Genomic DNA, 12,897 nt, shown 5'->3' with positions numbered 1-12,897 from the left:
CTTGCGAGCCCCGCAGTCGCGAACGAAAGGCCGGCACTGTGACCGAGTTGAAACTGCCGTCGATCGACTACGCGGCGATCTCTCCGATCCTGATCATGCTGGGCACGGCGTTGCTCGGCGTGCTGGTCGAGGCCCTGGTGCCTCGTCGCTGGCGGCACGTGGTGCAGTTGACGCTGGCGCTGCTCGCGGTGCTCGCGGCACTGACCATGGTGGTCCTCAGCGCCGATGAGCGGATCATCACCGCGGGTCAGGCGCTCGCGATCGACGGGCCGACGCTCTTCCTCCAGGGCGCGATCCTGGTGCTGGCCGCGATGGCGCTGCTGCTGATCGGTGACCGCTCGGTCGAGCGGGGCGGGGCGTTCGTCGCCCAGGCCGCAGTGACCGCGGAGTCGGCCGACGACCGGCGGCAGGCCGAGGGGCGCAACGGTCTCACCGAGGTCTACCCGCTGACCACGTTCGCGATCGGCGGCATGCTGATCTTCGTGGCGGCGAACGACCTGCTGACCATGTTCATCGCACTCGAGGTCTTCTCCCTGCCGCTCTACCTGCTCTGCGCGCTGGCCCGTCGCCGGCGTCTGCTGAGCCAGGAGGCGGCGATGAAGTACTTCCTGCTCGGCGCCTACGCCTCGGCGTTCTTCCTGTTCGGCGTGGCCCTGATCTACGGCTTCACGGCCGGCATCCCGGGCCGCCCGGCCGGCGTCGACTTCGCCACCATCCACGCGGCGGTGGGCGAGTCACCGGCCAGCCCGGTGCTGCTCTTCGCCGGCATGGCGCTGCTCGCCATCGGTCTGCTCTTCAAGGCCGCGGCGGCCCCGTTCCACGTCTGGACCCCCGACGTCTACCAGGGCGCTCCGACTCCGGTCACCGGGTTCATGGCGGCCTGCACCAAGGTCGCCGCGTTCGGTGCCCTGCTGCGCGTCTTCCAGGTCGCGTTCGCCGACGCCAACTGGGACTTCACGCCGGTCCTCGGCGCGGTGGCGGTGCTGACCATGCTGGTGGGTGCGGTCCTCGCTGTCACCCAGACCGACATCAAGCGGCTGCTCGCGTACTCCTCGATCGCCAACGCCGGCTACCTGCTGGTCGGTGTGTTGGCGCCGAGCCGCGACGGGTTGGCCGGCACGATGTTCTACCTGGTCGCGTACGGCTTCTCGGTGTTGGCCGCGTTCGCGGTGGTGACCCTGGTACGGGACGACGACGGCGAGGCCACCCACCTGTCCCGCTGGGCCGGGCTGGGCCGTCGGTCGCCGTTCTTCGCCGCGCTGTTCACGTTCATCCTGCTGGCCTTCGCCGGTATTCCGCTGACCAGCGGCTTCACCAGCAAGTTCGCCATCTTCGGGCCGGCGCTGGAGGGTGGCCAGGCCTGGCTGGTGATCGCCGGTGTGCTGACCAGCATGATTCTCGCGTTCCCGTACCTGCGGGTCGTGGTGATGATGTGGCTCTCCGAGCCGGGCGAGTCCACCCCGACCGTCACGGTGCCCGGTGGGCTCACCTCCGCCGCGCTGATGATCGGTGTGCTGGCGACCCTGGTGTTGGGTGTCGCCCCGGCGCCGCTGCTCGATCTGGCTGCCGGAGCCGCCGAATTCGTTCGATGACCGAAGGATCGATCACCGGGGGTCGGCGCGTGTTCACGTGCCGGCCCCCGGTGCGTATCCCCGGCCCGGAGCAGGTCGAACGGGTGTGGCATGGTTGATAGCGTGGTGAAACCGGCGGGCGAGCGTTCAGGTGCCTCCGGCTCCGGCGGTCGACGGGGTCGGGCGAGCACGAGTCAGTTCGGCGCGCTTGGCCTCAACCTCGCCGATCCCCGTGTCGAGGCGTCCGTGCTGGGTCTGCTGGACACGGTCGAGGCCGAGTTGCGGGCCAGCGTGTCCAGTGCCGACCCGTTCGTCACAGAGGCCGCCCGGCACCTCGTCGAGGCCGGCGGGAAGCGGTTCCGGCCGTTGCTGGTGGCGCTGGGCGCCCAGTTCGGTGACCCGACCGGTGCGCAGGTGGTCCCGGCCGCCGTGGTGATGGAGCTCACCCACCTCGCCACCCTCTACCACGACGACGTGATGGACGAGGCCGCCGTCCGTCGGGGCGCGCCGAGCGCGAACTCCCGGTGGACCAACTCGGTCGCCATCCTGGTCGGCGACTACCTCTTCGCCCGTGCGGCGGACATCGCCGCCGATCTGGGCCCGGAGGCCGTCCGGTTGCAGGCGCGCACCTTCGCCCGGTTGGTGCACGGCCAGATCGCGGAGACGGTCGGGCCCCGCGCCGACGACGACCCGGTGGCCCACTACCTGCACGTGATCGCCGAGAAGACCGGCTCGCTGATCGCCACGTCCGCCCGGTTCGGCGGCATGTTCGGTGGTGCCGCCCCCGAGCACGTGGAGGCCCTCGCCGGGTACGGCGAGACGATCGGCGTCGCCTTCCAACTCTCCGACGACCTGCTGGACATCGCCTCCGAGTCGGTGCAGTCGGGCAAGACCCCCGGCACCGACCTGCGCGAGGGCGTCCCGACGCTGCCGGTGCTCTACGCCCGCGAGGCGGACGACTCCGACGCGTCGTCGGTGCGGCTGAGGGAGATCCTGGCGACCGGCCCGTTGACCGACGACGCGCTGCACGCCGAGGCGTTGGGGCTGCTGCGGGAGAGCCCGGCGCTCAAGCGGGCCCGGGAGACCGTGCGCAGCTACGCCGAGGAGGCTCGCGCGCAACTCGCCCCGCTGCCGCACGGCCCGTCCCGCAGTGCGCTCGAGTCGCTCTGCGACTACATCGCCGACCGCACCAGCTGATCCACGCCCCGACCCGCTGCGGCGGCGGCACGGGTCAACAGTCGGCTGCCGACGAGCATGAGGGCGGCGGCGAGCAGCATCGCCATGGCCGCGATGGCCCACATCGCCGGGTAACCGAGGTGGGCGGCGAGTGGGCCCAGGCTCAGCGGGCCGAGACAGCCGCCCGCGTACACCCCGGTCTGTGTGATCGAGGTGGCGGCGGCCGGTGACTGCGGGTGGAGCCGGACCACCGCGAAGTTCATCAGGCCGGGCCAGGCCCAGCCCAGGCCGAAGCCGAGCACCACGCCGACCACCAACGGCACCGAGCCGGTCAACGCGAGCAGGCCCAACCCGACCGCGCCGACGAGCAGCATCGCGGCGATGAGGGCGACGTGGCCGGTCTCGCGGCGGTCGGCCCACCAGCCGGCGCCCACCCGAGCCGCCACGCAGACCGCACTACCCAGGGTCAGGGTGAGGCCGGCGAGGCCCGGCGACAGACCCCGAGCCGCGGCGGAGTCCACCAGGAAGGTGCCCAACGAGTTGGCCGCGCCCGAGGCCAACGTCGCCGCAGCGCCGACCACCACCAGCGCCGCCGTCGCCCGACCGGCGCGCCTGGCACCGGCCCGCCGGGCGAAACCGGGCAACTGCCGGGGTACGGCGGCCAGCGTCGTCAGCGCGGCCACGGCGGCGACCACGAACGCCCAGCGCCAGCCGGCGGTGAGCGCGATGGTGGGCACCGCCACCCCGGCCAGCAGGGTGGAGACCGGGATAGCGGCCTGTTTGACACCGAACGACAGCCCCTGCCGCCGGGCCGGCACGTGCTGGGCCAGCGCGGCGTTGCTGGCCAACTGGCCGAGCGCGTTCGCGGCGGCGCTGAGCGCGAGCAGGCCGACCAGCACCGGGTACGACCGGGCGAAGGCGGCCACGGCCAGCATCGACCCGGCGGCCAGCAGGATGCCGCAGCGGGCCACCAGGGCCGGCCCGTACCGCTCGACCAACCGCCCGGAGGGCACCGAGGCCAGCGCGCTGACCCCGAAGTAGACGGAGACGGCCAGGCCCAGGCCGGCCGGCGAGAAGCCGAGGTCCGTGCCCATCTGCACGGCGAGACCGCCGAGCAGGAAGACGGGGAGTACGCAGGCCACTGTGGTGACGACTGCGCCGACGCTGGCCCGTACCGGACGGGGTTGGGCAACGGCCGGATCGGGAAAATTGGAGGTGTCGGTCATCGTTCGGCAAACCTACGCGAGCCCCGCTCACCGCACTCCTGGTGACCGGCGGGGCACAAGCTGTGGATGGTGATCTGGCATCCTCGACCCGAACAGGCATTTCGCACCGGGCCTGTTTTTCATATGGTGTAAGTCCCCGGCGGCGGAGGTGGTTGTGCGCGACCCCTTGGCAGAACCTTCGGACCTGATTCGCAGCGTGTCCCGAGCGCTACGGGTGCTGGAGTCGGTCGGTCGCGCCCCGAAGGGCCTGACCGTCAAGCAGATCGCCCGGCGCTGCGAGCTGACAGTGGCCACCACTTACCACCTGGTCCGCACGCTCGCCTACGAGGGCTACGTGATCCGTCGCGAGGACGGCACGTACATCGTGGGGTTGGAGGTGGCCGACCGGTACCGGGAGCTGGTGACGGCGTTCCGGGGCCCGCCGGCGGTCGGTGAGACGCTGCGGCGGGCCGCGCTGGACACCGGCTACAGCCACTACCTCGGTCGGTTCGTCGGCGGTCAGGTGGCCCTCACCGCGGTCGCCGAGGGGCACCGCTCGCCCTACCTGGAGGATCTGGTCCCCGGCTTCGACGAGGGGGCGCACGCGACGGCGCTCGGCAAGTCGCTGCTCGCCACCCTCACGACCGACCAGCGCTACCGCTATCTGCGCGAGTACGGCATGCGCCCGTTCACCACCGCCACGCTCACCACCACCGAGAGTTTCGAGGCCGACCTGGCCGCGGGCGACCGGCGCGGCATGCAACTGGAGATGGGGCAGTTCCGCCAGGGGGTGGCTTGCGCCGCCGTGCTCGTCGCACCGGACAAGGACATGGAACGCCGGGTCGTGCTGGCCTGCGCGTTGCCGGCCAGCGAGATGATGACCTCTGCCCGGGTGGTACGCGCCAAGCTGCTCACCGTGGCCCGCGGCGTGGCCGACGGCATCGCCACCGACAGCTGACCGCCGAGAGGCCCTCTCCCGGGCTGGGAGAGGGCCTCTCGGGGCGGTCCAGCGCCAAACCGCCGGAGCAACGTCAGCGGCCGCTCGGCCGCGGGTGCGACGTCAGCTGCCCACCGGGCCGCCGTCGAGGCGCCAGGTGACCACCACGCCCGGCTTGGCGTAGTCACCGTCCGGCCAGTTCGAGGCCGGGTTCTCCACCGAGGCTCCGGTGATCTCGCCCGGGTGTTGCACGGCGACGAAGACCGAGCGGTTGTCGCCGGTGATGAACGGGCCGCAGGTCTCCGCGCCGAGCGGCACGGTCAGGAACTGCTTGAGGTGACCCCGCTCCGGACCCTCCACAGCCGTGGCGAACAGGCCGTCGTTGCTGCCCAGCGCGTTGCCGTCGGTGGAGATCCAGAGGTTGCCGGTGGCGTCGAAGGCGACGTTGTCCGGGCAGGAGATCGGGGAGACCTTGGTCTTGTCGTACCCGGCGAAGAAGGTCGACGGATCGGTCGGGTCGCCGCAGACGATCGGCAGCGACCAGGCGAAGGTCTCCGAGGTGTTGTCGTTGCGGTCCTCGACCAGCTCCAGGACCTGCCCGTGCTTGTTGGCGTTGCGCGGGTTGGCCTCGTCCGCCTTCGGGTTGCTGCCGACGCCCCGGTTGGTGTTGTTGGTCAGCGCCACGTACACCTTGCCGGTGAGCAGACTCGGCTCGACGTCCTCGGGGCGGTCCATCTTGGTCGCGCCGACCTTGTCGCCGGCGAGCCGGGTGAAGGTGAGCACGTCCGCGGCGGTCATCCCGTCGACGAACGACCGGTTGCCGCTGACCAGCCTGATCCAGCGACCCCGACCGTTGAACGCGCCGTCGGCGGGGAGCTTGCCCGAGCCGTCGATCTCGGCGGCGCTGGTCTGGTCGAGCATCGCCACGTAGAGCGTGCCGGACTCCAGCAGGGTCAGGTTGTGCTTGCGGGCGGCCCAGGAGTTGCCCTTCATGAACTTCTTGTCCGAGACGAACTTGTAGAGGTAGTCGAACCGCTCGTCGTCGCCCATGTACGCGACCACGTGCCCGTCCTTCGCGACGATCACGTTGGCGCCCTCGTGCTTGAACCGGCCCATCGCGGTGTGCTTGCGCGGACGGCTCTCCGGGTCGAAAGGATCGATCTCGACGACCCAGCCGAACCGGTGTGCCTCGTTGGGGTGCTTCGCCAGGTCGAAGCGCTCGTCCGCGCGCTCCCACTTGCGGCTGCCGCTGGGGTAGCGGCTGGCGGTGCTGATGCCGTAACGGTCCAACTTCGGCTTCAGTTCGGCCGGAACGGCGTCGGCGCCCACGAAGTACTGGTTGAAGTTCTCCTCGCCGGAGAGCACCGTGCCCCACGGGGTCACCCCACCGGCGCAGTTGTTCAGCGTGCCGACGACAGTGCGGCCCCTGGGGTCGGCGGCGGTCTTCAGCCAGGCCGAGCCGGCGGCCGGCCCGGTCAGGTCGAACTTGGTGCCCAGGGCGGTGACTCGCCGGTTGTACGGCCGCGGGCCCTTGCCGACCGGCTTCCACTGCCCGGTGCCCGCGACCCGCTCAAGCTCCACCACTGACATGCCGTGCGCGGCCATGGCGGTGCGCAGTTGCTCCACGGAGAGCCCGTCCAGGCCGGGGAAGCCCGGGAACATCAGGTCCTCGTTGGTGTACTCGTGGTTGACCACGAGCAGCGCCCGCTTGCCCTGCTTGTCCAGCGGCAGCACGCCCACGAAGTCGTTGTTGTAACCGAACTGCTTGGACTGCGCGGCGGCGGTCTGGTGGTGCAGGTCGAACTCCGGCGCACCCGGCAGCACCGGGTCACCCCACTTGATCACCACGGCGTGGTCGTAGCCGTTCGGCACGACCAGGGTGTCCAGCTTGTTCGGTGGGATCGGCTTGAAGGTCAGCGCGCCGCTGCCGACCCCGGTGCTGGGACGACCGAACCCGAAGTTCTCCGGAGCGTCCGGGGCGGTCGGGGCCGCCATGGCCGGGGCCGCCCCGGCGAGCGCGCCGGCTGCCGCGCCGCCGAAACCGAGCACCAGGGCGCCGACCGCGCCGGCCCGGACCACGCCACGCCGCGACACCTCGGCGTTCACCACGTCACCGAAGTACGCGTTGTCGGAGGTGTTCGGGACCGGGTGGTCACAGGCGTTTCCGCACCGGTACAGGCAGGTCATGGCATCACGGGTGCCATGGCGGGTGCCGTTCAACAGGGGGAGCAGCCGGGGACGGTCGCTCATGGGGGAGGCCTCCAGAAAAGTCGGTGGCACGACAGGCGGCGTACCAGCCGGACGCTAGGAGGACGCGGTGAGCGCTCGTCAGACGCGATGTGAACCGGGCATGAACACCTTCGTCGGTGGCAACCGACACGCAACCGGTCTGACCTCGGGCTGAACCGATCGGCGTGACAGCACGTATTCCCGAGCGAACGCACCGCCGGACGCGCGCCGGAAGCGAGGAGACCGCCATCAGCGACCACGACGCCCAACTGCTCCGCGCGCTACACGACGAGCACGCGGAGGCGCTGTACGCCCATGCCCTGCGGCTGGTCAACGGGGACCGGCAACGGGCCGAGGACCTGGTGCAGGAGACGCTGCTGCGGGCCTGGCGACATCCGGAGTCACTCGACCCGACGCGCGGATCGGTGCGGTCCTGGCTGTTCACCACCGCCCGCAACCTGGCCATCGACGCTTGGCGGCGGCGATCCACCCGGGTCGGCGAGGTGTTCACCGACGATCTGCCCGAACCGCCCGAGGCGATCGACGAGGCCGAACGGGCGGTGGAGGCGTGGACCGTCGCCGAGGCCCTGAACCGGCTCAGCCCGACCCACCGGGAGGTGCTGGTGGAGTGCTTCTACCAGGGGCGGTCGGTGGCCGAGGCGGCGTCCCGCCTGGGCGTACCGCCAGGGACCGTGAAATCCCGCACCCACTACGCGCTGCGGTCTCTACGGTTGGTCCTGGCCGAGATGGGGGTGACGGGATGACCCGGTGCGAGTTCGCGTACGACGACGGCGCGTACGTGCTGGGCGCCCTGGCCCCCGCCGAACGGGCGGCCTACGAGCGGCATCTGGGCGACTGCGCCTCGTGTCGGGAGGCGGTCGCCGAGATCGCCGTCCTGCCCGGGTTGCTCGGGCGCCTCGACCCGGCGGGGTTGGAGCAGATCCTGCCGCCGCCGGGCCCGCCTCGGGTGCCCGCGCTGCTCGACGAGGCCCGCCAGCGCCGTCGTCGGGAACGCGCCGCGGACCGGCGACGGTACGCACTGACCACACTGGCCGCCGCCGGGCTGGCGCTGCTGGTCGGTGTGGGCACCGCAGTGGCGCTGCCTCGACCGGTCGACCAGTCCGGGCCGCCCGGCGCGCAGGGCAACCCGGCACCGCGGGTGTCGATGGTGGCCATGCGACCGGTGGCCGCCGCCGGGCCGGTGCACGCCGACCTCGGGCTGACCGGCACCAAGTGGGGCACCGAGGTGACGATGCGTTGCGGGTACGACGCGCGGACGAGCTACGGCAAGGCGTACCCGTTCCGGCTGGTGGCGCGTGGTCCGAACGGCGCCACCGAGCAGATCGGCTCCTGGCTGGCGGCTCCCGGCGACGACCTCAGCTTCACCGGTGCGACGAGGTTCACCGACGCCGAGCTGGTCAGCGTGGAGCTGCAGAAGGCCGACGGCACCCCCCTCCTCACCTACGCCGTCCCCTAACCCGGTCCGCCCCGCCCCACCCCACCCCCGGTCATCCGCGATCTTGCACTTTCTGCCCTTCCATAAGGGGCATGGCAGGCATATCGACGACCGAAACTGCAAGATCGCGGGGTCAGGGGGTGGGGACAGGGGTGGGGACGGAGGTCGGTTGGTGGGGGTGGCGGGTGCGGCGGGAGGTCCGGACGGCGTCGGCGGTGAAGACGATCAGGGCCAGCCAGACCAGCGCGAAGCCGGCCAGCCGGGCCGGCGGCATCGGCTCGTGGAAGATCAGCACCCCGCAGCCGAGCTGAAGGATCGGCGCCAGGTACTGGATCATGCCGAGGCTGCTCAGGGGCAGTCGGTTGGCCGCCCCGGCGAACAGCAGCAGGGGAATCGCCGTGGCCGCGCCGGCCAGCACCAGCAGCGCGGTGTGCCCGGCCGAGACGTGCCCGAAGGTCAGGTCGGCCTTCGCCGTCAGCCAGGCCAGGTAGCCCAGGGCCGGTAACGCCAGCACCGCCGACTCGACGAAGAGCCCCTCCGCCGCGGGCAACCCGAGCCGCTTCTTGACCAGGCCGTAGCCGGCGAAGCTGAACGCCAGGGTCAACGCCAGCCACGGCAGCCGGCCGTAGTCCACGGCGAGCACCGCCACCGCCGACGCGCCGATCCCCAGCGCCACCCACTGCGCCGGGCGCAGCCGCTCCCGCAGCACCGTCACCCCGAGCAGCACCACGACCAGCGGGTTGATGAAGTAGCCGAGCGCGGTCTCCACCACCCGGTCGGAGTTGACCCCGTAGATGTAGGTGCCCCAGTTGACAGCGATCAGCGCGGCGGCGGCGACGATCCCCGCCACCGCCCAGGGGCGGCGCAGCAGCGCCCGCAGGAAACCGACGTTGCGCAGCGCCGCCAGCAGCAGGGCCACGAAGACCACCGACCAGACGATCCGGTGGGCCAGGATCTCCAGCGGGCCGGCGGGTCGCAGCAGCTTCAGGTAGAGCGGAAAGAAACCCCAGAGCAGGTACGCGCCGAGGCCGTAGAGGTATCTCAGGCGGAGTGGCGTCACGCTTCCACCGTAAGGGGCGTAGTGCTGCTTTGTTCCTTTCCGGTGATCGGGGTCACCGGGGGCCGCCGGTCCAGCTGCATCCACCGCTGCGGCGCGTCCAGCGGGGTGAAGCCCACCCCCGCGTACACCTGGTGGGCGTCGTTGGTGCAGAGCAGGATCCGGCGTACGCCCAGCTCATCCAGGTGGTCGCGGACCGCGCCGGCCAGCCACCCGCCTAGCCCGCGACCCCGGGCGGAGCGGTCGACGTACACGTCGCAGAGCCAGGCGAAGGTGGCGCCGTCCGTGACGACCCGGGCCACCGCGACCTGGCGGCCGTCCTCCGGCCGGTAGATGCCGAACGGCAGCGAGCCGGCGAACGACCGCTCGGTGGTCTCCCGGTCTCGTCCGAGCGCCCAGTACGCGTCGGTGGACAACCAGTGGTGCACCAGGTCCAGGTCGATCCGCGCCGGATCGGTGCTGAGCAGGTGGCCGTCGGGATAGGTCAGCGAGAACATGCCGCGACGCTAACCGCCGAGATGGGCGGTCCGGCCGCCAAATTCCCGAACTCTGGTCATCGGCCGGCCGGGGCCCCGGCCGAGGTCGGAGCCCCGGACGGACCGGGTCGGTGCTGGCTGGTCGGCGGTCAGTCCCGGTCGAGGACGGCGCCGAGGATCCAGGTCACGATGCTCACGAAGAGGGCGCCGAGCACGGCTGCCGGCCAGAAACCGTCCACCGAGAACGGCAGCCCGGCCTGGTCGGCGATCCAGCTGGTGAGCAGGAAGAGCAGCCCGTTCACCACCAGGGCGATGAGACCCAGGGTCAGCAGGTAGAAGCCACAACCGACGGTCTTGATGATCGGCTGGAGAACCGCGTTGACCACGCCGAAGATCACCGCCACCAGGAGCAGCGTGGTCACCGTCTCGGTGGCCGAGTTCGAATCCAGGGAGATGCCCGGGATGAGGAGCGTGGCCAGCCAGAAAGCCAGAGCTGTGCTGGCCAGCCGAATCAGCAGACCTTTTAGAAAACCCATGGCGGGGATCGTGCCACGGACACCGCACCGACGTAACCCGCCGGCTGGCCGTCCCGGTGGATCAGCCGCGCGTCGGCGGTCCGATCAGTTGCGCCTCGATCGGAGTGGGGGAGAGCAGTGCCCAGCGCAGCGCCCGGCGGTTGACCACGGCCACCATGTCCTCCCGGATCCGGGTCAGCCACTCGGCCGAGCCGCCCAGCCCCAGCGCGGCTCCGGCCAGGGTGGCCTCGGCTGAGGTCAGTGGCTGGAGCAACGCCAGGTCGGCGCGGCTCAACGCGTCCACATCGGCCGGGGTCAGCTCATCGCGTACGACCACGGTGGCCCGCCACGGCGGGCCCGGCACGGCCTCGGCCGCCACCGGCCCGGCGTCGACGATCAGCAGCAACGGACGCAGCGCGGTGCCCACCCCGTCGGCGACCGGCCGACCGGGAGGGAGTAACGGGATCGTGCCGCCCGGCGCGCCAACCCCTCGGATGAACGGTTCCCAGGCGCGTGGCCTGGCGGTCTGCACCACCACCAGGGCGCCGAGTGCCAGGGCGCGCAGGGCCACCAGTTGGGCTGCCCGCACCCCGCCGACCAGCAACACACGGGTGCTCTCCGGCCGGAACAGTCGCACGGTGACGGCTCGGCCGTGCCGGTTGGTGCCGACCATCATTCCCGCGTCGCCCAGGGGCAGCTCCCAGTCGTCCGCCACCGGGCCGGGTCGCGCTCCGGGCGCCGGTGGGCGGGGCTGCGCCCCGGGTGCCGTCAGCGCCAACGGCAGCGTGGCGGCCAGCCCGCTCAGGTGGGCGCCGTCGAGCCGTCGCAGCTTTCCGCCCAGGTCGGTCACCAGGCGCACCAGCGCCTCGGTGGCCGCCGTCAACTCGGCCGCCGTCGCGGCGGCCAGGCGTACGGTCAGCTCGGTCGGCACTTCGCTGGCCGCCGGCGGACCCGACGACGTCGACATCGTCGGCGACGGGCCTGAGCAGATCGACACGGTCGTGGCCGTCGCCGGCAGCGCGAGCAGGCGGGGCACCAGCCGGCGTCCGGCCGCAGCGCCCGCGTCGGGCCAGTGGAGCAGACGGAAGGTGGCCTGGACGAGAGCGCCGGACCGGATCGCCGGCCAGGACTCCCGGACCGGTTCGCCGTGGTGGTGGGCCAGCTCGCCCAGGACACGTAGCGCCGCTGGCACCCCGAGCGGCCGCGCGGCCAACGGCCCGAGCCGGCGGACGATCCGGCGGACCGTGCCGGCGAGTACCAGGCGCAGGTCCTCCTCGGACCAACCGTTCACCCGCAGCACCCGGACCGCCACCACCGCCCGCTCGCGCCCGGCGAGCCGCCCGTCGGTGAGCTGCCGGTACGACGTGCCGACAGTGCCACCGGCGCTCGGCACCGGCGCCGGCGCACCGGCGAGCAGCAGTTGGATCAGCAGCGGGGGCTGGTCCGGCCCGGTCGGGGGGAGCAACGCGGCCGGGGCGGGGATCGCCTGGGACACGTCGCCCAGCAGGTCGCCGGGGTCGCCGAGCTCCAGAAGCGCGACCATGCCGGTGGTGTCCTCCAGGACGGCCGCCGGCCCGCCGGTCAACTCGGTCGAGCGAACCACTGTGCCCGGGGCGACCAGGTCGAGCAGTTCGGCCGCGTCGGCCGGCCCGGTCAACCCCCGCCGGCGGGTGAGGTGCCCGATGGCGGTGCCCAGCCACTCGAACAGCCACCGCCCCCGCACCGGCACCCAGGCGGCGGCCACCAGCAGCACGGCCACCAGTACGGCCGCCGCGACGACCGGTGCGGGCCGGCCGAGGGCGACGAGCACGAGCGCCGCCGCGACCTGCGCGGTGACCAGTTGGCCGGCTCGCGTTGCGGCAGCCGCACGATGGCCGAGGGCGACCCAGCGGGCCACCGGCGAACGGCGACGGGGGCTGCGCTGATCGACCGACCCCGGGCCGCGGTCGGTGGGTCGGCCCGGCCCGCCCACCCGTGGGGAGGCACCTGCCTCGGACCCGACCGGGGTCGGCGGGTGCGGCCCTCCGGTGGTGATCGCCGGCACCGTGCCTCCTCGACCAGTGGGGACCGGGTCGGGCGGCCGGCCGCCCTCCGGCGGCCCGTCACGCGCCGCGACGTGGCTGCGGCACATCGTAAGCGACCGATGGCGACCTCGGTTGTCCACAGGGGAAGCTGGTGGGGTAGCAGAACCGCTACGAGGTCGCTACCGTCAGCCACGAAGTCCTTCGCTGACCCGTGTCTCAGTGCTCGACGACCGGGCCAAGCGACGACGCGT

The 12,897-nt window shown here is 72.1% G+C and carries 11 protein-coding genes; 5 read left to right on the top strand and 6 right to left on the bottom strand.

The features are described from left to right. Nucleotides 1-38 precede the first annotated feature (38 nt). Entirely contained in the window at nucleotides 39-1,592 is a 1,554-nt protein-coding gene (nuoN, locus tag ACIA47_RS08625; protein WP_203121616.1) for an NADH-quinone oxidoreductase subunit NuoN, read from the top strand. A 90-nt stretch (nucleotides 1,593-1,682) separates the two neighbouring features. Continuing rightward, the gene (locus ACIA47_RS08620) at nucleotides 1,683-2,768 is read left to right on the top strand and encodes a polyprenyl synthetase family protein (protein WP_203121613.1); all 1,086 of its coding nucleotides are present in this window, start codon (nucleotides 1,683-1,685) and stop codon (nucleotides 2,766-2,768) included. Here the strand turns inward: ACIA47_RS08620 and ACIA47_RS08615 are convergent. Then, entirely contained in the window at nucleotides 2,744-3,973 is a 1,230-nt protein-coding gene (locus tag ACIA47_RS08615) for an MFS transporter (RefSeq protein ID WP_396706600.1), read from the bottom strand. The two genes, ACIA47_RS08620 and ACIA47_RS08615, sit on opposite strands and share 25 nt — an antisense overlap. Before the next feature lie 154 nt (nucleotides 3,974-4,127). Here ACIA47_RS08615 and ACIA47_RS08610 point away from each other — a divergent pair, with 154 nt between their 5' ends. Beyond that, a complete protein-coding gene (locus ACIA47_RS08610) occupies nucleotides 4,128-4,910 on the top strand; it encodes an IclR family transcriptional regulator C-terminal domain-containing protein (protein WP_203121609.1) in 783 nt (260 codons plus the stop codon). A gap of 102 nt (nucleotides 4,911-5,012) precedes the next feature. Here the strand turns inward: ACIA47_RS08610 and ACIA47_RS08605 are convergent, their stop codons facing one another. Beyond that, nucleotides 5,013-7,139, bottom strand: a complete 2,127-nt coding sequence (locus ACIA47_RS08605) for a PhoX family protein (protein ID WP_396706598.1) — start codon at nucleotides 7,137-7,139, stop codon at nucleotides 5,013-5,015. A 227-nt stretch (nucleotides 7,140-7,366) separates the two neighbouring features. Here ACIA47_RS08605 and ACIA47_RS08600 point away from each other — a divergent pair, with 227 nt between their 5' ends. Then, on the top strand, nucleotides 7,367-7,882 hold the full coding sequence (locus ACIA47_RS08600) for a sigma-70 family RNA polymerase sigma factor (RefSeq protein ID WP_091395533.1): 516 nt from the start codon (nucleotides 7,367-7,369) through the stop codon (nucleotides 7,880-7,882). Continuing rightward, nucleotides 7,879-8,595 carry an anti-sigma factor family protein gene (locus tag ACIA47_RS08595; RefSeq protein ID WP_396706596.1) on the top strand — a complete coding sequence of 239 codons (717 nt, stop codon included), beginning with the start codon at nucleotides 7,879-7,881 and terminating at the stop codon, nucleotides 8,593-8,595. Before ACIA47_RS08600 ends, ACIA47_RS08595 begins: the two co-directional genes overlap by 4 nt. A gap of 112 nt (nucleotides 8,596-8,707) precedes the next feature. On the opposite strand, the gene rarD is transcribed toward ACIA47_RS08595, so the two are convergent. The 4 genes from rarD to eccE all read right to left on the bottom strand — a co-directional run bounded on the left by rarD (nucleotide 8,708) and on the right by eccE (nucleotide 12,666). After that, a complete protein-coding gene (gene rarD, locus ACIA47_RS08590) occupies nucleotides 8,708-9,634 on the bottom strand; it encodes an EamA family transporter RarD (protein ID WP_396706594.1) in 927 nt (308 codons plus the stop codon). Beyond that, nucleotides 9,631-10,128, bottom strand: coding sequence for a GNAT family N-acetyltransferase (locus ACIA47_RS08585; protein ID WP_396706592.1), 498 nt, complete (start codon nucleotides 10,126-10,128; stop codon nucleotides 9,631-9,633). Before ACIA47_RS08585 ends, rarD begins: the two co-directional genes overlap by 4 nt. Nucleotides 10,129-10,256: 128 nt before the next feature. Continuing rightward, nucleotides 10,257-10,643 carry a phage holin family protein gene (locus ACIA47_RS08580; protein WP_091395522.1) on the bottom strand — a complete coding sequence of 129 codons (387 nt, stop codon included), beginning with the start codon at nucleotides 10,641-10,643 and terminating at the stop codon, nucleotides 10,257-10,259. A gap of 61 nt (nucleotides 10,644-10,704) precedes the next feature. After that, nucleotides 10,705-12,666 (bottom strand): type VII secretion protein EccE, encoded by a 1,962-nt coding sequence (gene eccE, locus ACIA47_RS08575; RefSeq protein WP_396706590.1) that lies wholly within the window; start codon nucleotides 12,664-12,666, stop codon nucleotides 10,705-10,707. Nucleotides 12,667-12,897: the final 231 nt, after the last annotated feature.

This window comes from Micromonospora sp. NPDC051227, from assembly GCF_044455385.1.
Taxonomy (GTDB): Bacteria; Actinomycetota; Actinomycetes; order Mycobacteriales; family Micromonosporaceae; genus Micromonospora.
The sequence above is the reverse complement of the archived record's forward strand: the minus strand, read 5'-3'. Positions and strand labels throughout refer to the sequence as shown.

Excerpts from the sequence above, each read along its gene's own strand:
- ACIA47_RS08620 (WP_203121613.1), top strand. The coding sequence starts at position 1,683 with ATGGTTGATAGCGTGGTGAAACCGGCGGGCGAGCGTTCAGGTGCCTCC.
- ACIA47_RS08615 (WP_396706600.1), bottom strand. The coding sequence starts at position 3,973 with ATGACCGACACCTCCAATTTTCCCGATCCGGCCGTTGCCCAACCCCGT.
- ACIA47_RS08605 (WP_396706598.1), bottom strand. The coding sequence starts at position 7,139 with ATGAGCGACCGTCCCCGGCTGCTCCCCCTGTTGAACGGCACCCGCCAT.
- ACIA47_RS08595 (WP_396706596.1), top strand. The coding sequence starts at position 7,879 with ATGACCCGGTGCGAGTTCGCGTACGACGACGGCGCGTACGTGCTGGGC.
- ACIA47_RS08585 (WP_396706592.1), bottom strand. The coding sequence starts at position 10,128 with ATGTTCTCGCTGACCTATCCCGACGGCCACCTGCTCAGCACCGATCCG.
- ACIA47_RS08580 (WP_091395522.1), bottom strand. The coding sequence starts at position 10,643 with ATGGGTTTTCTAAAAGGTCTGCTGATTCGGCTGGCCAGCACAGCTCTG.